The sequence below is a fragment of the Flavobacterium aquidurense genome (assembly GCF_001404985.1).
In the GTDB taxonomy this organism is placed as follows: Bacteria; Bacteroidota; Bacteroidia; order Flavobacteriales; family Flavobacteriaceae; genus Flavobacterium; species Flavobacterium aquidurense_B.
The window spans coordinates 560,013-580,303 of record NZ_JRLF01000009.1; the positions used below are offsets into that span (position 1 = coordinate 560,013).

Annotated in this window: 16 protein-coding genes; 5 read left to right on the forward strand and 11 right to left on the reverse strand. The window is 34.3% G+C overall.

Annotated features, from left to right (window positions below; genetic code table 11):
* Window positions 1-73: 73 nt before the first annotated feature.
* The 5 genes from RC62_RS08390 to RC62_RS08410 form a co-directional block, all read right to left on the reverse strand.
* Complete coding sequence (locus RC62_RS08390; RefSeq protein ID WP_055094438.1) at window positions 74-4,687, reverse strand: type IX secretion system membrane protein PorP/SprF; 4,614 nt, start codon at window positions 4,685-4,687, stop codon at window positions 74-76.
* Between the two features lies 1 nt (window position 4,688).
* Window positions 4,689-6,098 (reverse strand): gliding motility protein SprC, encoded by a 1,410-nt coding sequence (sprC, locus tag RC62_RS08395; protein WP_316932854.1) that lies wholly within the window; start codon window positions 6,096-6,098, stop codon window positions 4,689-4,691.
* A gap of 41 nt (window positions 6,099-6,139) precedes the next feature.
* Window positions 6,140-6,550, reverse strand: coding sequence for a hypothetical protein (locus RC62_RS08400; RefSeq protein WP_055094442.1), 411 nt, complete (start codon window positions 6,548-6,550; stop codon window positions 6,140-6,142).
* Between the two features lie 103 nt (window positions 6,551-6,653).
* Entirely contained in the window at window positions 6,654-7,946 is a 1,293-nt protein-coding gene (locus tag RC62_RS08405) for a hypothetical protein (protein WP_055094444.1), read from the reverse strand.
* A 198-nt stretch (window positions 7,947-8,144) separates the two neighbouring features.
* A complete protein-coding gene (locus RC62_RS08410) occupies window positions 8,145-8,597 on the reverse strand; it encodes a hypothetical protein (protein WP_055094446.1) in 453 nt (150 codons plus the stop codon).
* 428 nt (window positions 8,598-9,025) lie between these two features.
* Between RC62_RS08410 and RC62_RS08415 the strand changes: the two genes are divergently transcribed.
* The 4 genes from RC62_RS08415 (at window position 9,026) to recA (ending at window position 12,387) form a co-directional block, all read left to right on the forward strand.
* Window positions 9,026-10,174 carry an ATP-binding protein gene (locus RC62_RS08415; RefSeq protein ID WP_055094448.1) on the forward strand — a complete coding sequence of 383 codons (1,149 nt, stop codon included), beginning with the start codon at window positions 9,026-9,028 and terminating at the stop codon, window positions 10,172-10,174.
* A gap of 6 nt (window positions 10,175-10,180) precedes the next feature.
* The gene (locus tag RC62_RS08420; RefSeq protein WP_055094450.1) at window positions 10,181-10,567 is read left to right on the forward strand and encodes a DoxX family protein; all 387 of its coding nucleotides are present in this window, start codon (window positions 10,181-10,183) and stop codon (window positions 10,565-10,567) included.
* Window positions 10,568-10,676: 109 nt separating this feature from the next.
* Window positions 10,677-11,186: an acyl-CoA thioesterase gene (locus RC62_RS08425; RefSeq protein WP_055094452.1), complete on the forward strand. Its 510-nt coding sequence runs from the start codon at window positions 10,677-10,679 to the stop codon at window positions 11,184-11,186.
* 193 nt (window positions 11,187-11,379) lie between these two features.
* Window positions 11,380-12,387, forward strand: a complete 1,008-nt coding sequence (recA, locus tag RC62_RS08430) for a recombinase RecA (protein WP_055094550.1) — start codon at window positions 11,380-11,382, stop codon at window positions 12,385-12,387.
* Window positions 12,388-12,972: 585 nt separating this feature from the next.
* Here recA and RC62_RS08435 read toward each other — a convergent pair.
* Window positions 12,973-13,746 carry a lysophospholipid acyltransferase family protein gene (locus tag RC62_RS08435; RefSeq protein ID WP_055094454.1) on the reverse strand — a complete coding sequence of 258 codons (774 nt, stop codon included), beginning with the start codon at window positions 13,744-13,746 and terminating at the stop codon, window positions 12,973-12,975.
* A gap of 229 nt (window positions 13,747-13,975) precedes the next feature.
* Between RC62_RS08435 and trpS the strand changes: the two genes are divergently transcribed.
* Window positions 13,976-14,950: a tryptophan--tRNA ligase gene (trpS, locus tag RC62_RS08440; protein WP_055094456.1), complete on the forward strand. Its 975-nt coding sequence runs from the start codon at window positions 13,976-13,978 to the stop codon at window positions 14,948-14,950.
* 78 nt (window positions 14,951-15,028) lie between these two features.
* On the opposite strand, the gene dprA is transcribed toward trpS, so the two are convergent.
* The 5 genes from dprA to RC62_RS08465 all read right to left on the reverse strand — a co-directional run bounded on the left by dprA (window position 15,029) and on the right by RC62_RS08465 (window position 20,150).
* Entirely contained in the window at window positions 15,029-16,129 is a 1,101-nt protein-coding gene (dprA, locus tag RC62_RS08445; RefSeq protein ID WP_055094458.1) for a DNA-processing protein DprA, read from the reverse strand.
* 327 nt (window positions 16,130-16,456) lie between these two features.
* On the reverse strand, window positions 16,457-17,089 hold the full coding sequence (locus RC62_RS08450; protein WP_055094460.1) for a hypothetical protein: 633 nt from the start codon (window positions 17,087-17,089) through the stop codon (window positions 16,457-16,459).
* Between the two features lie 271 nt (window positions 17,090-17,360).
* Complete coding sequence (locus tag RC62_RS08455; protein ID WP_055094462.1) at window positions 17,361-17,972, reverse strand: response regulator transcription factor; 612 nt, start codon at window positions 17,970-17,972, stop codon at window positions 17,361-17,363.
* Window positions 17,969-19,729, reverse strand: coding sequence for a sensor histidine kinase (locus RC62_RS08460; protein ID WP_082421247.1), 1,761 nt, complete (start codon window positions 19,727-19,729; stop codon window positions 17,969-17,971). The genes RC62_RS08455 and RC62_RS08460 overlap by 4 nt, the downstream gene beginning before the upstream one ends.
* Window positions 19,730-19,757: 28 nt before the next feature.
* A complete protein-coding gene (locus RC62_RS08465; protein WP_055094466.1) occupies window positions 19,758-20,150 on the reverse strand; it encodes a hypothetical protein in 393 nt (130 codons plus the stop codon).
* Between the last annotated feature and the right edge of the window lie 141 nt (window positions 20,151-20,291).

Sequence of the window (20,291 nt, forward strand, 5' to 3'; positions counted from 1 at the left end):
ATTAGTATTCTATAACATTTATTATTATGTCCTTCTTAATTTCTTAAGAAGGACCGACTCAATCTTATACGTATTAATTCTCAACTTTTACGATAGCCATTTTCCCGTTATATGGCTTAGTACCTTTTGCTTCTAATGCTTTAGTTGCTTCAGATAATCCATCGAATTTCTCGTAATAGATATAATATTTACTTGTTGTCACATTGTAAAAGAAATTAACATCTGAACGTCCGGCTGCCACCGCTTTGGTTAAGAATTGATCTCTTTTTTCAACACTGCTGTGAACGGCAATAATTAAATAATAACCATTATCAGAATTTTTAATGTTCTTGATAATTTGCATATTCGATTGGTCTTCACCAAAATCAAAATCACTTGCGGTTAATGGTGTACTACTCAATTTTGTTGTTTCTTTTATACGTTTAAGAGCTGCAACGTCCTGCGCATATCTTCCTTGATCATTCTCGTAAGCTGCACGTTTGATTCTACGTTTTTTCTCTATCTCAGTTTCCGCTTTAATACGTTCTAAATTCGAAAGTAAAGTAGCGCTGTCTTGTTCCATTTTTAATTGTGCTGCTTTCAACTGATTTATCTTTTCAAGATAAGCTTTGTTCAGAGCATCATTTTTATTAGGAACTTTTTTAAGTCTTTCGTTATATAAATTAGTCAACTTGTCAATTTCATCTTTTTGAGCTCTGTTTGCTTCAGCAAGTTGTGCTTTCAATGCCTCTAACTGACTATTTTCTGCCGCAACACTTTTAAATGGTTTAGGCTCTCTGTAAATTCCTTTTTCACTTAAATCATTCTCTTCTCTCAAGTCATTCAAGTCTCTTTGTTTATTTGCCACTGTTGTATTAAACTGTGATAATAAATCTTTTTGATTTTTACTTGAACTTTCAATAGATTCCGTCAAACTCTCTATCGCTTTAGCTGTATCGTCTTTTGGAGCTGAAGCCGCTTTTGCAAGCGCATCTGCAGCAAGTTTAGCCTGAAGAGCCTCAGCATCTGCTTTAGCTTTTGCATCAGCTAGTAATTTTGCTTCACGTGCTTCTTCTGCCAATCTCAATTGTCTTGTTTCTTCCTCAGCTTTTAATCTTTCTGTAGATTCAGCATCTGCTTTAGCCTTTTGATCTGCCAATAATTTAGCTTGTGCTGCTTCCATATCTGCTTTGGCTTTTGCATCAGCAGCTAATTTTGCCTGAACTGCATCAGCATCTGCTTTCGCTTTTGCATCGGCTGCTAGTTTTGCTTGTAATGCTTGGGCATCTGCTTTTGCTTTTGCGTCAGCAGCTAATTTCGCTTGTAACGCATCAGCGTCTGCTTTAGCTTTTGCATCAGCAGCTAATTTCGCTTGTTGTGCTTCTGCATCTGCTTTGGCTTTTGCATCTGCTGCTAATTTCGCTTGTAACGCTTCTGCATCTGCTTTGGCTTTTGCATCGGCAGCTAATTTTGCTTGTAATGCATCAGCGTCTGCTTTGGCTTTTGCATCGGCAGCTAATTTCGCTTGTTGTGCTTCTGCATCTGCTTTAGCTTTGGCATCTGCCGCTAATTTCGCTTGTAATGCTTCAGCGTCTGCTTTAGCTTTTGCATCAGCAGCTAATTTCGCTTGCAACGCATCAGCGTCTGCTTTGGCTTTTGCATCGGCAGCTAATTTCGCTTGTAATGCATCAGCGTCTGCTTTAGCTTTTGCATCGGCAGCTAATTTTGCCTGAAGTGCATCAGCATCGGCTTTCGCTTTGGCATCGGCAGCTAATTTTGCTTGTAATGCTTCTGCATCTGCTTTGGCTTTTGCATCAGCAGCTATTTTGGCTTGTTGTGCTTCGGCATCTGCTTTCGCTTTTGCATCGGCAGCTAATTTTGCTAAACGAGCATCTTCTGCTTCTTGTAATTTTTTCGCTTCAGCATCAGCTTTTGCTTTTGCAGTTGCTTCAGCGTCCGCCTTAACTTTAGCATCAGCCATAAGTTGTGCTTGTAATGCTTCCATGTCCGCTTTTGCTTTCGCATCTGCAGCTATTTTCGCTTGTTGTGCTTCAGCATCGGCTTTTGCTTTTGCATCTGCAGCTAATTTTGCCTGAAGTGCATCAGCATCTGCTTTGGCTTTTGCATCGGCAGCTAATTTTATTTTAAGAGCTTCTGCATCGGCTTTGGCTTTTGCATCAGCGGCTAATTTTGCTTGTAATGCTTCAGCATCCGCTTTAGATTTTGCATCAGCTGCTAATTTCGCTTGTTGTGCTTCAGCATCTGCTTTCGCTTTTGCATCGGCAGCTAATTTTGCTTGTAATGCTTCTGCATCGGCTTTTGCTTTTGCATCGGCAGCTAATTTCGCTTGTAATGCTTCTGCGTCAGCTTTAGCTTTTGCATCAGCAGCAAGTTTTGCCTGCAATGCATCTGCATCTGCTTTAACTTTAGCATCAGCATCTAATTTTGCCTGAAGCGCATCAGCATCTGCTTTCGCTTTTGCATCGGCAGCTAGTTTTATTTTAAGAGCTTCAGCATCGGCTTTTGCTTTTGCTTCAGCAGCGATTCTTGCTTCTCTTGCTTCAGCATCAGCTTTTGCTTTTGCATCAGCAGCTAATTTTTCTTTTAATGCAGCTTCTTCCGCAGCTTTCACTTTTGCAGCAGCAGCTAATTTTGCTTTATTCGCAGCATCAACATTTGCTTTTGTATTTGCAGCAGCGGCAGCAGCTATTTTTGCTTCAGCTGCTAATCTTGCCTGATAAGCATCTGAATCTGCTTTTGCTTTTGCATCTGCAGCTAAAATAGATTGTAAATCTGCAGCTTCCGCTTTTGCTTTAGCATCTGCTTTACGTTTTGCTTCGGCAGCATCTGCTTTTGCTTTTGCATCAGCAGCTAGTTTTGCCTGAAGTGCTTCTGCATCAGCTTTTGCTTTTGCATCTGCAGCTAATTTTGCTTTTGCGGCAGCTTCAGCATCAGCTTTCGCTTTTTCAGCGGCTAATTGTGCTTGTGTTTTTTGAGGTGTTGCATTTTCTGCAGCTTTTGCTTTTGCAGCAGCCTCAGCATCTGCTTTCGCTTTGGCATCTGCGGCTAATTTCAATTTCAACGCTTCTGCGTCTGCTTTCGCTTTATCAGCAGCAAGTTGTGCCTGCGTTTTTTGAGGTGTTGCATTTTGAGCAGCTTTTGCTTTTGCAGCAGCTTCAGCATCGGCTTTCGCTTTAGCATCAGCAGCTAATTTCAATTTCAACGCTTCAGCATCGGCTTTTGCTTTATCAGCAGCTAATTGTGCTTGTGTTTTTTGTGCAGCAGTAGCTCCTGGTTTGTTGGCAACGGCTTGTGCTCTTGCAGCAGCAGCAGCATCCACTCTTGCTTTATTATCTGCAGCTAATTTTATTCTACGCGCTTCAGCATCGGCTCTTGCTTTATCAGCGGCCAATTGTGCTTGTGTTCTTTGTTCTGTACCAACTGCTCTGTTTGCAGTTGCTGTTTGTGCTCTTGCTGCAGCTGCGGCATCTGCCTTGGCTTTAGCATCGGCGGCTAATTTTATTTTAATAGCTTCAGCATCTGCTTTTGCTTTATTGTCGGCTTCTAATTTTGCTTTTGCAGCAGCTTCAGCATCGGCTTTCACTTTTTCTGAAGCGGCAAGTCTTGCTGCTTTTGCCTCGGCATCAGCTTTCGCTTTAGCTTCTGCTGCCAGTCTTGCTTTTTCTACACCATCAGCTCTCGCTGCTGTTGTAGCGCTTGATGGTTTCGCGATTACGGCTTTTGGCTTAGACGGATCTAATAATGCTCCTTCTTCGTCATCACCATAATAATAGTTTTTGTTTTTGAATTTATAAGCAATCGCAAATTCATGAGAACCTCCCATGTTCGTGAAATTACCCATTCCTCTTTCATAGTTATATTCAATAGCAATACTTGGAGTTATATTAACACCAAGTCCGGCTGAAACTCCATATAAAGTATTATATCCGGCCTGTGCCCAAACTCCTTGCGGAATAGCGATCATGGCAAGTCCTGAAATAACTGTTTTTTCTTGTTTAATTTCTGTTTTTACGATTCCAGAAAATTTACTTCTGTCAAAAAAACCGTAACTGTCAATATATCCGGTGTACATTGCATGAAGTTCGATTGCTCTTTCAGGATCTTCTTTTACAATACCACCACCAAAATTATATAGGATCAGGTTGTTTACCGATACTCCAAAATCAAGAAATGCTGTCCCGTAATTGATACCCGGATTTACTGTAAGTAAAGTGTGTGAAGGATAATCACCATTTAGAAGATTTGGATCATCCGTGATAAGTTTCCCTTTGTCCAGGCCGCTTTGATAAACACCTACGTTTAAACCAAAAGTTAAATTACTATCCTGTTCTAAAACGATGTTGTGTGCAAAGTTTCCTATTCCGCCAAAAACAGTCATCACACCATAATTTTGCTGGAATAAGCCAAAAGCAAATGCTTCATTTTCTCTAAAACGTCCGGAATAATTGGCTAAATAAGTATTTGGTGCATTCTCAAATTGCACCCATTGTCTTTTGTTATAAAAACTTGCATAGGCATTTGTTTCACGAACAAAACTGAATGCAGGGTTAATTAAATATCTATTAAACTTTAAAGAATTTCTGATAGGTAACGAAAACGAAACAACTCCATCCTCAGAAGCTGTCTGTGAATAGAGTGTATTTGAAAAACCGTAAAATAAAGTTATGAATAGTAAAATTTTCTTCATATTATCTTATCACAGTTATTGATCCTTTTTTTTCACCTGTGTCGGCTTGAATGACATAGTAATATACTGGATTTACATTTTTAAAATCTTTTATAAACGAATTGACTTCTGGGTCATAATTACTGCCCACATCATCAAACATTATTTCACCATTCGAACTTAAAATTATTATTTTAGTCGAGGCTGTTTTGTATGCATCAGGAATGTTCCAATATGGATTTGAAAGGCTAACTACGTTTGGAATAACAGTTGCCGGTCCAACTTCGCCTTTTGCTCTAAAGATGAATTCCTTAGAAGACAAACATCCTGAAACCTGAGAAATTTTTACTTTATAAGTACCTATTGCCGTAACTACGTATGTATCTGTTGTTGCGCCAGAAATAAGATTATTGTTTAAATACCACTCAAATGTTGGACTTACAGCATCTGTTGTTACCGTAACATTTTGAGTCCCTCCTTCTATTAGTTCAAATTCGTCAGCTACGTCGATACTGGCATTAAAACCGTTGTTTTTAAGGTCAATTGTTCCAGTAGAACTACAACCGCCAAAATCTACGGCAACAGTATAAACTCCGGCATCTTTTGCGGTTACTGTACGAGTGTCACCACCAAATGCAACACCATCTTTTTTCCATACATAATGATTACCCTGAGTTGCTGTTAAAACTGTACCGTCAACGCTTGCGCAAAAAGGATTTCCTAAACTGGAAGTAATAGAAACAGCTGATCCGCCAGAACCTGAAGTACTAACGGTAACACGATTTGAACTAAAGTTTACATCAGAACATAAACCATAATCAATCTCAGCATAATATTTTCCGGGAGCATTTACAACTAACTCTTTAGAGCTTTGTCCTGCAATTGCAACATCATCTTTATACCATTTGTATTTAACTTTTGGATAATTAACCGGAGATGAATTTACAACATCAGGTGTATCGTTATTAATAGATAATGTCAAGCTGCCGCCAGCACATAATAACGCAACATCATTTTTATTATTGATAAAAAATGAGCCTTCGTAGTCTTTAAAATATATAGGGAAAGAGGTATTACCTAAAGTGTTTTTAAAGCTGGTACTCGCCGGAGCACTTGCTAAAGAACTCTTAACCCTGAAACTATAAGTGTCTGCACCAACTATAGTAGTTGGTACAGCAAATTTTATAGTTTGTGAAGTAGAAGAAAGATCTGTTGCCAGAAGTTTCGTAGTAGCAATAGGAGTTGCATAACTACCCTGACTGTTTGAAAGTTCAATCACAAAAGTAGTTCCTGCAGGAAAATCTATATAACTAAATGTTGCATAAAATTCGTTGAAATTGTTACCCGCGCATAACTTCTCCAGACCATCAAGTGTTTGTGGTACAATAGTTTGCGCTTGTATTTTTGAATTAACAACAAAAAGGATACTCAAAAACAGAAAGCATTTAGTTAAAGATAGAGTAGTTTTTTTAATCATATAGTGCGTTTTCTGGCCAAATCTATATTCTCAAAAAACAAAATATCAATAAATGTTTCTGAAAAATCGTATTTATAGTTCTCAATAATGTCCTTAGCAAGAACAGAATAAAAAGCTGCTATAAAAGGTTTTTCTTCACAGTTTGAGCTGTCTTCTTTATTCGTATCAAGTGCCATAACAAGGCCATCCTTGGGGATGGATGGCCCTACTATAAACTGATTAGAATTATCTAATTTGCTGATTATTGTATCAGCACTATCATTTTGGTTTGTAGCCGCAGTCAGGTTGCAAATAGCATCAATAGAAGCCGTAGGTCTTTCTAATGAACTTTGTGCATATAGACTTAACGTAATAGGTGAAACCAAAAATATTATATATAAAAAATATTTTTTTCTAGATTGAGCCATTATGTCTTGATCTTTATTTGGTCCGTTTTAAGACGAGTACATAAATTGTGTCTGGGGACTTTATTAATAAAATTTACGCTTTAAAATAAAAATCTGAATCTATTTATCTATTTCCGCTTGAAGCTGTGATTTTACCTAATTGAAGTCTGAAATCAGGTTTTTTCGCGTTGAAAATATCAATAAATGTTTCTTTATTGTCACTTTGAGAGTATACGTTAAAGAATACACTGTTTCCATACCAGCTTTCTAAATCTTCGTTGTTAGAGTTGTATTCTGTAAAGATATTTCCGTTACATAAGTTGAAATACATTTCCTCAAATTTGATTTTTTTAAGGTTGGCATCATTGATTTCTGTTTTGCTGTCTAATAATACTGCAGGATTAAATCCAGAGATTACACTTCTTTTCATTTCAAGAGAAGCATTTTCAGCCACATATACAGCTTCTTTTACTAAACCTGCCTGAATATCAGCTTTAATGTTTTCACTGTCATTAAGCATTGTAATATTAGTTGCAACTACTAAAGTCTGTTTTTTAGTAAAATCAGTTTCACTTTTCTTTTCGTATGATTTTACTTCCATACAACGAGATCCGTCTTTAGTACTAGAAAAATAAGAAGATCTAACAGCTAATGAGTTATAGAAACGACATTGAACTCCTTGAGAGAATTTATAATCGTCATTTATTGATTTATAAGAAACAAATTTTGTAGCATTAACATCTCCACCTAAAAGACCAAATGAATCTCCACCAGCGTAGCTTACCATAATGTTTTCAAGAATTGTTTTATTTCCAACACCTGCAAGAGTTAAACCGTTGAAAGTATCAACTCCTTTTACTTTTTTTCCTGCAAATTCGATTCTCACAAATCTTAAAACTCCTGAATTAGAAGCTGCATTATCACCACCATAAGTAGTCAAAGTAGGATCAAGATCCATGTTGTAAGAACCTACGTTTCCAAATTTGTTTATTGGAGCATCACCAAGAATTACAACTCCACCCCAGTCACCAGCTTTTTTCTGGCTGCGGTTAGAAGTAAATACAATTGGATCAGTTTCTAAACCATCTGCAATAAGTTGTGCACCTTTTGTAACTACCAAGGCTCCTTTTGTTTCAAAATCACCAATAATCAAAGTTCCTGGCTCAATAGTCAAAACAGCGTTGTTGGTTACATAAACATTGCCTTGTAAAACATAAATATTCCTCTTCAGCAATTTAGTATTAACAGAAATATTTCCTGCTAAAATTTGGTTTGCTTCTCCATACTCTACTTTGTTAGGCTTAAATTCGGTCCAGTTGTTCAACCAATTGTTGTAGCCCATAATTCCTTTCTCTTGCTGAGCACTCATAGCAGTAACAGTCAAAAGAACGCAGATCATTTGAGTAATTTTTTTCATGATAAGGGGGTATTACGGTTAATAATAAATTTGGGTATGCGTATGCGTAAATGAAAAAACTCATCTCGAGTTTTCTGTTTTTTTTCAGAACACATCGAGAACGAGTTGCTTTTTTATCTCTTTTCTCAAAATGACGCAAAAAATTTTAATGATCTACGTAAACACTTTAAAAAAGGTTTTAAAAAATATAATTATTTATTACATTTCGTTCAATTCGTTGAACTCATGTAAAGATTTCAATGTGCTTTCGTAAAATAAAATCGCAGCGATTAAGTTTCCTTTATCAGAATATGGCATCATTTTTCTTTGAAATTCTACCGTAGTATCTAAGAAAGTTGTAGTACCAACAGCCTGCGCGTCTAATACTTTTTTGTGTTCACTGTCGTCCGGAATACCTAAATCTGCCATTGTAACACCAGGTTTAGTAACCAAAGCTATGTAAGGAAGGGTTTTTACCAAAACTTTAATACGCTCAATGTATAATTCTAAAAGTTCTCCCTTTTGCATACCGCTCAATTCTTTTTGATCGTGGTATTTACGGATAAGAGCTGTCGTACTAATAATACTTCTTGGAGCATTTTTTGCCTGAGCCGAAATAGCTCCGGTTGTCATGAAAAAAAGTGCGCTTAATAAAATAATTTTCCCTTTCATAGATTCTTTTTATAAATGGTTGTTGATGAAAACAAAAATATATAAATTAACTTAAATTGCAACTTTATTGATTTCTTTTTTCAAAAAAAAAGCTTAAAAAAAGCTTAAAAACCAGCGTTATGTCGAGAAAATGTGCGTTTTAACGAGGTTTTTGTTAAATTTGTTAAAACTCAAACCGTAAGATATTAACTATAAAAAAAAATGATTTTCCGAAAAAAATAACCAAAAAAAACTTACTTTTAGCCAATTTTGGAAAAAAAATATCACCAAAAAACACCCATATCTACTCCATTTATCATTGTTATTAACAAAAGTTGGTTAATAAACTCCAAAAAACAAAAAAAATTTATTTCGGCATAAATAAAAACCAAGCGATAAACTTTCTGTCTAAAATTTTTGACTACATCATTTTCTTCTATCTTTGCTTCATGCAATTTTCTCAAATTTTAGGTCAAGATTACATCAAAAGTCACTTGATAAAAAGTGCATCTTCCGGAAGAATTCCGCACGCACAATTATTCATTGGGCCAGAAGGAAGTGGTACATTATCAACTGCAATTGCTTACGCGCAATATATTTTATGTAACAACACAGGAAACGAAAATTCAAACGGAAATGATTCCTGTAATTTGAAGTTTCAAAACATTTCGCATCCGGATTTACATTTTATCTACCCAACAGTCACTACTGAGGACGTGAAAACGAAACCAAAAAGTTTAGATTTTATTCAGGATTGGCGCACTTTTATTCAGGAAATGCCTTATGGAGGCTTGTTCGACTGGTACAAAGTTTTAGGTGTTCAAAACAAGCAGGGTGAAATTCGTGTCGAAGATGCACAGGAAGTTTTAAAATCACTTTCGTTAAAATCTTACGAAGGCGGATATAAAATCATGATTATCTGGATGGCCGATAAAATGAATATCGCCGCCTCAAATAAATTATTAAAACTCCTTGAAGAACCTTCGGATAAAACTATTTTTATTCTGATTTCTGAAAATGAAGAAGATATAATACAAACGATACGTTCTCGCTGTCAGGTAATTCACTTTAACGGATTACCGGAAAAAATCATTGCCGAAGCATTAATTTCTAAAGAAAATCTAGACGAAAAGTCCGCTTTTAAAATTGCACATCAGGCACAAGGAAATTTCAATAAAGCGATTTCATTATTGAAAGAAGACGATTCTGAATATCCTTTTGAACAATGGTTTGTCAATTGGGTTCGCGCTGCCTTTAGGGCAAAGGGAAATGCTGCTGCTATTCAGGATTTAATTTCCTGGAGTGAAGAAATTGCTTCTCTTGGTCGCGAAAGCCAGAAAAAATTCATTCAGTTTTGTATCGAAATGTTTCGTCAGGCACTTTTGCTTAATTATGAAGCTCCAAGTTTAGTTTATATCGAACCAAAAGTAGAAAAATTTAAACTTGAAAATTTTGCGCCTTTTGTAAACGGAAATAATATTCACGAAATTTTCAAAGAACTTTCTGACGCTATGTATCACATTGAAAGAAATGGAAATGCGAAAATAATTTTGACAGATTTATCTATAAAACTTACTCGTTTAATTCATAAAAAATAGTTTCAAATGAATAACAATGTTGCCTCCATTCTATTATTGGCATTTTTAGCCTTAACGTTCTTACAATCAGGATATGAAAAAATATTTTACTGGAAAGATAATGTCGATTGGCTAAAAGGACATTTTGCTAAAACACCATTAAAAAACCAAGTGCCGCTTGCGCTTTTACATCTTTTGATTCTTGAATTAATTTCAGGGATTTTATGCGTTGTAGGGGCAATACAATTATTGACAAACAGCGGTCGCGAATTTGGTTTTTATGGCGCTATTTTTTCCTGCATCAGTTTGCTAATGATGCTTTTTGGACAAAGATTAGCCAAAGATTATGATGGCGCAAGAACCATTGTCATCTATTTTATCCCGGCTGTAATGGCTGTTTACTGGTTGAATTAAAAATATACCACTGATTTCACATGTTAAAAAGATTTATGAAATCATTTTAACATGTGGCAAAAAAATGCTCGCATAGCGAGTAAAAAAATAAAATTTTATTATTAAAAAAATGAGTCCAAAACATCCTTCAGAATCTCTAACTATTTTAACCGATTTAGTTTTACCGAGCGAAACAAATCCTTTAAATAACCTTTTTGGTGGCGAATTATTAGCCCGTATGGATCGCGCAGCAAGTATTTCTGCCCGCAGACATTCACGCCGAATTGTAGTTACGGCATCTGTAAATCACGTAGCATTCAACAGGGCTATTCCTCTGGGAGCCGTAGTGACAATAGAAGCAAAGGTTTCCAGATCTTTTAAAAGCTCTATGGAAGTTTTCATCGATGTTTGGGTAGAAGACCGTGAATCCGGAAGCAGAACCAAAGCCAACGAAGCCATTTATACTTTTGTTGCAGTGGATGATAGCGGAAGACCAGTTGAAGTTCCGCCAATTGCCCCGCAAACTGACCTTGAAATACAACGATTTGATGCTGCTTTGCGTCGTAAACAATTGAGTTTATTATTGGCCGGTAAAATAAAACCTTCTGAAGCCACAGAATTAAAGGCTTTGTTTTTATAGTACTAATTTTGGTACAATTTGGAACAATTTGGAGAAATCAAACTCCAAAAAAAAGAACTAATTTTACAACCTTACAAGCCGTAAAAATCTAAATCAGGATCTTTAGTTTTTCTGATTTGTTTATGAGAATGAAAAAATTATAATATTTTACATGAAAGAAAAAGAAAAAGAAAAAGAAAAAGAGAAAGAAAAGATGAGTTCAGAAAAAGATGCCAAATTAAAAGCGCTACAACTTACGCTTGACAAATTAGATAAAACTTACGGAAAAGGAACCGTAATGAAAATGGGGGATAAAGCCATTGTAGAAGTTGAAACTATTTCTTCAGGTTCTCTTGGTGTAGATTTAGCTCTTGGTGTAAATGGTTACCCAAAAGGTAGAATTATCGAAATATACGGACCAGAATCTTCTGGTAAGACTACATTAACGTTACATGCAATTGCAGAAGCTCAAAAAGCAGGCGGAATTGCAGCTTTTATAGATGCTGAACATGCTTTTGATAGAAATTACGCAGAGAAATTAGGCGTAGATATCGAAAACCTGATCATCTCTCAGCCAGATAACGGTGAACAAGCCTTAGAAATTGCAGAGAACCTTATTCGTTCCGGAGCAATTGATATTGTGGTAATTGACTCTGTTGCTGCGTTGACTCCAAAAAGTGAAATTGAAGGAGAAATGGGAGATTCTAAAATGGGACTTCATGCTCGTTTGATGTCTCAGGCTTTGAGAAAATTAACCGGAACTATCAGCAAAACAAATTGTACAGTATTCTTCATCAACCAGTTGAGAGAGAAAATTGGAGTTATGTTTGGTAATCCTGAAACTACAACAGGTGGTAACGCATTGAAATTTTATGCTTCAGTACGTTTAGATATTCGTCGTTCATCACAAATTAAAGACGGTGAAAACGTAATTGGTAACAGAACTAAAGTGAAAGTGGTTAAAAACAAAGTGGCTCCGCCTTTTAAAACTGCTGAATTTGACATTATGTACGGAGAAGGAGTTTCTAAAACCGGAGAAATTCTTGATTTAGCTGTTGAATTTGAGATCGTTAAAAAAGCTGGATCATGGTTTAGCTACGGAGATACAAAATTAGGACAAGGTCGTGATGCTGTAAAATCTTTGATTAAAGATAATCCTGAATTAGCAGATGAATTAGAAATAAAAATTAAAGCGCATATTAAAGATTTAGCAAACGCTTAAATTATTCAAAACACTTATTATTAAGATTTTATACAAACCCGATATGCATTTAAAAGCGTATCGGGTTTTTTATTTCAAAAAAAGAATAAAAATGACGCAACCATTTTATAATAAGTTCATCTAGTAAACAGACATAAGATTTGATTAGGTATTAGGCCATAATACCAAAATTGAACTTTTTTTCAGAATAAATTTGGTTGTTTGTTCGATAAAACCCGTTAACTGTTTGGTGTTAACGGGTTTTTATTATTATCGAAAAAAAATTCCATGATTCACGCAACCTTTTTCAGTTTTCGCTCTCTATTATATTGAGACGTTAACTGAGTTTAAGATAAGCTCTTTATTATCAATCCTTAATATTTTGAAACCATGAAAGAGAAAATAGAAGTGTTGTACAATAAAAACCGTAGAAAAACCAAATTAAAATTTAAAAAAGTATTGCGTTTTATTTCAGAAAAAATAATTCATCGATAGCATTTTGAATATAAAATGGGGGATTTTAATTCAAAAGAAAACCCGATAACTCAGTAAAGTTATCGGGTTTTCTTATTTATTCTCTATCATCTTTCTTCTATTCTCTTTCTTCTATTCTCTTTCCTCTATTCTCTTTCCTCTATTCTCTTTCTTAAATTCAAGCAATCCCTTATAAATCAATTGCCTTACCTCATCCCGAAGTGTTTTTCGATTTTCGCTTGTCAGTCCTTCCATTTCTACAAAAGGAAGAATTTTTCCTCTCATTTTTCCAGGACTTCCACTTAAAAAAGTATAAGAGAATCGTTCCTTGTTATCTGCGAAAACAACGGGTACAATTGGAATTTGATGTTCGATTGCTAAACGAAAAGCTCCATCTTTAAACTCATCTAATAAAATAGTTTCATCATCCGGAACTCCGCCTTCGGGAAAAATACAAATACTAAGTCCTTGATTAAGTCTGTCTTGTGCTCTTTTAAAAACTTCATTTTTACTTCTCGAAGAATTTCTGTCTACCAAAATACAAGTTCGTTTATAGAAAAAACCAAACAATGGAATTTTTGAAAGTTCTTTTTTTCCAACAAAAACAAATGGATTTCTAACGACAGCCAACATCAGCATAATGTCTGTCATCGAAGTATGATTTGCCACGATCATATAGCTCTTATTTTTGATCAGCTTTTGCTCACGCTCGACTTTATAATAGAAACCCATCCCGAAAAGGATGAATTTAGCCCAAATGCGGGCCATTTTAAAAAAATAGGGGTATCCGCTTTCTGAAATAATAGAAATCAGTAAAAACGGCAGCATAATCAATATTGGAATGGCCATCAAAATGTAAAACCAAACGCGCCATAAAACCCAAAAAACAATTTTAATTCCTTTCATGGTTTCAAATGTAAGAAAACAGAAGTGAATTTAGATTTTTAGATAGTGAGATTTTTAGAATATTAGATTTTTCCTGATTATAGAAGCTAAAAATCGCTCTGGCATATCATGGAATTGCGAAAAAACTTTGTGCTCTTTGAGGTAAAAAAACGTCAAAATAAACTTTGCGTAAAAAACTTTATGCACTTTGGGGTAAAAAAACGAAATTTGCGGTTAAGAAAAAACTAGAATGGCAAAAATACTTACTGGTGTTCAGAGTACTGGAACGCCACACTTAGGCAATTTATTAGGAGCAATTATTCCTGCAATCGAATTATCAAATAATCCTGCGAACGAATCTTATTTATTTATCGCTGATTTACATTCGATTACACAAATTAAAGATGGAAAAACATTAAGAGAAAATACCTATAGCACCGCTGCAGCATGGCTGGCTTGTGGTTTAAATCCTGATAAAGTTACTTTTTACAGACAATCTGATGTAGTTCAAACTGCTGAATTGACCTGGTATTTAAGTTGTTTTTTTCCGTTTCAACGTTTGACTTTAGCACATTCTTTCAAAGATAAAGCGGATCGTTTAGAAGATGTAAACGCAGGATTATTTACATATCCTATGTTAATGGCTGCAGATATTTTATTGTATGATGCTGAATTTGTACCGGTTGGAAAAGACCAGTTGCAGCATTTAGAAATTACTCGTGATGTCGCTTCTCGTTTTAATCACCAAATGGGAGAAACTTTTGTAATTCCTGAAGCTAAAATTCAGGAAGACAGTATGTTGATTCCAGGAACAAACGGCGGAAAAATGAGTAAATCGGCCAATAATATTATCAATATTTTCCTTGATAATAAAACATTGCGCAAGCAGGTTATGAGCATCGAAACAGATAGTACACCGCTTGAAGCACCGAAAAATCCTGATACTTGTAATGCTTTTGCAATTTACTCTTTGTTAGGAACTGAAGAACAAATCGCTGAAATGAGAGCTAATTATTTAGGTGGAAATTATGGTTATGGTCACGCAAAACAAGCTTTGTTTGAATTGATTACCGAAAAATTTAAAACCGAAAGAGAAAAATACAATTACTATATCAATAACCTGGACGAAGTTGATGCCTTATTGAAAAAAGGTGCTGCAAAAGCATCAGTTGTTGCTGATGGCGTTCTGGCAAAAGTTCGTGAAGTGTTGGGCTTTGGGAAATAAAATATCGCCACAAATTGCACTAATTTCACAGACTAGTTTTGTGTTGATTTGTGTAATTCGTGGCAACTTTTTACTTTTTTAAATTGCTTCAAACAATTTCCCCGGCAAAGGTCTAATCACACCTTTTAACTCCATATTCAACAACATACCTGAGATTTTATAAATTGGGAAATCGCATTTTAAGGCAATAGTATCTAATAATTCCTTCCCGTTTTTTAGTAAAAAATCATAAAGCTTTTGCTCCTCTTCTTCTAATTCTACAAATAACTGTTTCTGAACAGGTTTGGCTTTATTTTCAATATCCCAGTTTAGTATATAAACCAAATCTGCCGCACTGGTAAGTACATTTGCTTTCTGCGTTTTAATTAGATTATTGCATCCCTGACTGTACTTGTCACTAACACGACCAGGAACGGCAAAAACATCCCGATTGTAATCGTTTGCTAAATTTGCAGTTATTAGCGATCCTCCCCTATCAGCTGATTCTATGACGATTGTAGCTTCGCTCATACCGGCGACAATACGATTTCTGCGCACAAAATTTTCTTTTTCCGGATTTGACGAACTCCAGAATTCGGTAATAAACCCACCATTGTCCTCAATTTTTGCAACATATTTTTTGTGTGATTTTGGATAGATTTGATTTAAACCATGTGCCAAAACACCAATAGTCTGTAAGTTATATTCCATCGCTAATTGATGTGCAACGATATCTACACCATAAGCAAAACCGCTTACAATTACTGGATCAAGCGGTGCAAGATCTTCAATTAATTTCCTGCAAAATTCTGATCCATAACCTGTTATTTGGCGAGTTCCAACAATACTGATTATTTTCTTACCCTTTAAATTTATATCTCCCGAAGAAAAAATTAAAACTGGAGAATCTATGCAATGTTTAAGTCGCTCAGGATAATCTTCATCTTTAAAAAAGGATACTTTTATGTTGTTCGATTTTATGAATTCAAGTTCCAGATTTGCTTTTTCAAAAACACTTTTATCTTTTAAATTCCTTAATAAAACTGTTCCAACTCCATCAATAGCAGCAATTTGATTCATTTTAGTATTAAAAATGGCTTCTGCATTACCAAAATGTGTCAGTAACTTTTTTGCCATTATATCCCCAACTCCATCCACTTTTAATAAGGCTAATAAATAAAATAAATCTTGATCTGACATGAATTGAAATAGAGTTAAATGGCTGCGAAAAATAGATTTCTAAAACAAATCTGAGAATTTATTTTAGGATCAGCAAAGATACAAAATATACGTAAATTCTTTCAAAAAAAAGCTATTCAAATTTGAATAGCTTTGTCTACATTTTTTATTATATAAGAATTAATACATTTCTTTAATTCTCCGTTTTTCATGTCGGTTAGGTTTCATGAAGATGAAGTGGGCCTCGAATTACTAATTTATCTATTCGAGGTTAACTTGATAATTATTAATCTCTTTGTCCACTTAATCCACTATTTTCGAAACCATTATGATGGACTAGTTTTTATTCTAAAATGTTACACAAACTTTATCATTAGCACTAAATCCACTATAGTAGACCGTTACCTCTGCACAAGCTCTATTCAATGTTTCTAATGTTAAAACGATAACAACTAGAAAAGGTCCAATATATTCTTCATACACTTTAATGCTACCGCCTTCAGTAATTGTTCCTTTTATAGGAACATTTTCTGTGATTTTTAAACCGAATATTCCTGCTTTTATTTCAACTTTTCCAGTAAAAACGCCTTTTGAATAATTAGGTTCTTTCAACTTTAAAGAAAGTGAAAGTCCTTTTTCAGAATCATTGACGATTTCCCCGATCGATATGGGATTAATTTGAAGGTCTAATGTTGAAAAATCTTTTTCAACTTTCCACATCAGAACTGAAGAATTGTCAAATCCACAATCATCTGCTTTTTCACCACTTCCAGGCAGAAGAAGAAACTTTGGCTTATCTAATTTTATACAAGCACCAGCCGTTTTTAATCCAACAACTTTTACAAGCCATGGACCTTCACCAAATTGTTTTAATGATGGCGAATTTTCTTTCGCTAAATCTAGTTTAAGAACTGAATAAGGTTCTCCAAATACTTTTACTACAAAGTTCTCTTTCAGTTGTTCTGCGATAAATTTTTCCATTTTATTATTTGTTTAGATTCCCTACTCTTTTGGCTTTTCGGTGGCGCCCCGTTTATTTGAGTGGTTTCTAGTCTCCACTTTTATTTTTGTTATTTTAATTATTTCTATATTTTTGGTTTGCCTACTCTAATTCCCATTTTCGACTAACTGGTTGATTATTAAACCAAAATTCGAAATTACAGCGCATAAAAAAATCCCTACAAATGGGGATTTTTTGGTTTAAAAACTATTTTGATTAATTTACAACTACTATCGTCAAGTATAATAGAATTTAAAAATCATATTTGCGTTCTACTGCAAAACGTATTAAGTCAGTTTTGCCGTAGAGATTCATTTTTTTGAGGATATTTTTGCGGTGGGTATCTACAGTGCTTTTACTTATAAAAAGTACATCAGCAATTTCGTTAGATGTTTTTCCTTCGCCAATAAGTCTCAGGATTGCTTTCTCCCGATTGCTTAAAAGGATGTTTTCCTTAGTTATTTCATCTTTGACAACAATTGCATCGTCAAAAAAAGTTTCGTTGCTTATAACGGCTCTAATTGCTTCAATTAATTTCCTGAGCGGAGAGTTTTTCATAATATAGCCTGATGCTCCGGCTTGTTTCATCTGCTGAATGGCTTCGGTCTGATCAAACATACTAAAAGCAATGATCTTAATTTCCGGAAATTCATTCTTAATAATTTTAGTTGCACAAATTCCGTCACATTTTGGCATTCGGATATCTGTAATAACAATCTGCGGCCTTTTTTTACGAACCAATTGTATCAATTCTTCCCCATCGTTGGCCTCACCTACAACGGCGATATCATCTTCAAATTCTAAAGAAAGTTTGATGCCGTCTATAAGCGACTGATGATCTTCGGCAATGATTATCGTTATCATAATGGCAAATCTATAATGATTGTCGTACCTTTAGTCAAAATTGAATCTATGGTAAATGTTCCGCCCATCTGTTCTACTTTTTTCTCCATATTTTTGAGCCCAATTCCGGATTTACTTACCACAGTTTTAGGATCAAATCCTTTTCCGTTATCTTCAATAATAATATTAATTTCCTTTGATGTGCCCTGGGTTAAATAGATATTGACTTCGGTTGCCTCAGAGTGTTTTATAATGTTCGTGCACAGCTCCTGAATCATCCGGAATAAAGCAACTTCTATACTATTCTCTAATCGCTCTGTAAGCTCAAACGGAATAACATTTATGGTTAAATGCTCTAAAACACTCATTTTCTCGGCCATTTTATTAACGGCAATCAATAATCCTTCGCTGCCAATAATGCCCAAATTTTTAAGATGCGCAATATTCCGTACCTTTTGATACGCTTCTTCTAACAAAGCATCGGTTTTATCATAAAGTTGATTTTCTTGTTGATTTGCTACTTCATTATGACGCTTTAGATTTTGGAAATTTAGCTTTAGTGTTGCCAGCATACTGCCCAAATTATCGTGCAATTCGTTGGCGATATTTTGTCGTTCTTTTTCCTGGCTTTCAAGCATTAGATCAATATCGTTAAGTTCCTGGTCTTTAAGTATTTTTTCTGTTTTTTGTATCTCGATAAGTTTTTCCTGTTCGGCAATTTTTTTCTTTTTAACGATATTTTTATACACTAAAATACTGATTAACAAAACAATAATTAAAACACTAACTGTCAAATATAAAACAACCCTGTTTGTTTTAATGTTTGTTTTTAATTCAAGATTTTCAAGTTCTTTTTCCTTGGTTTTATATTTAGTATCAAAATTATTAATGGCAATATTTTGCTGTTCTGTATTTAGCGAATCATGATATTTATTTGAAATCTCTAAGTGATACAATGCCTTATCAAGATTTTTGGCATCTTTGTAATTTAAATAAAGAAAATTATTGATGTTTTCCTTATTGACTTTGTTGTATTCGATTAACTTTATTTTATCTGCCTCATGTAGTAAACCAATTGCTTTTTCATACTGATGAAGCTGCGAATAATTTGAAGCCTGATTCATCAAATTATAACAGATGTAATTAGGATTTGGTGTTTTTTCCTGATGCAAAAGCAAATTATCTTTCCGGAGATAATACAAACTGGAATCCGGTTTATATAAAACATCACTAAAAAGTACAGCAAGATTATTATATATCTTACTTTCAAGTTTTATATCCTTTACTTTTTTGTTTAAAGCTATTGCTTTTCTAAAATAATACAGGCTCTCTTTGGCTTCTTTGCTATTGATTTTTAAAGAGGCTAATTGAACATATCCTTTAAGAATTTTAGCATTATTTTTGGTTGAAAAAGCATAATCCATATATTCTTTGAGATAGAATTGGTGCTTTTGTGTATTGTCTTTATAACTAACTAATAATGAAGCAATATTTAGATTAATTTCCATTGCTTTTTCTACAACATTAGCTTTTAAATATTGTTTTTTAGCCAATAAATAATTTTCAATCGCTTTTACATCATTGTTTTCTTTACTGTAACTTTTTGCTGTCAGAAAATAATAATAACCCAAATCTTCCGGTAAAAAAGCAGTTGTGTTTAATAAAGAAAGCTGCTTTAATGCTTCTTTTGATTTGCCTTCCTGAATAGAATTTTCGATAGAGCTCAAAACTTTATTTTGTCCCACACAAATGCTCACCATACCAAGTAAAGTGAGCATAAAGTAAAAAGTTGTATGTAATGATTTTTTACGCACCTTCACGAATTGTTCCTTTTCCGGTTGTATCAGGAGTAACTATAGGATCAAAAACTAATTTGTATATTTCTTGAGGAGTTTTATTTAATTCTGCATTTTGATGATGGAAAGCAACATTTATTTCTTTGGTAAAGTCAATTATTATTGCATCATTTGTAACTGCCTGATTTAAATCAATTTTAAATAATTCAACATTCTCATTCCATTCTAAAATTTCGCCTTTTGAATCTTTAAAATGAATTACAATTTTATTTTCTTTATGATCCGAAATATTATAAATCTTGAATATTTTATAAATATTGTCTCTAGAAGGTTCAGGCAATGCTACTGCAATAACTGCTTTTTTACCTTCTAACAGAATGCCTTTTACATCATAATTTTTCATAGTTTTAGTTTTTAAGTTAATAATAATCAAATCTATGCATTTATTAAAAGAAAAAAATACCTACAAATGGGTATATTAGAAGAGTTATTTAAAATAATAAACTTAAAAATCATTTTACTTAAATTGTCTGTTCTAAAGTTC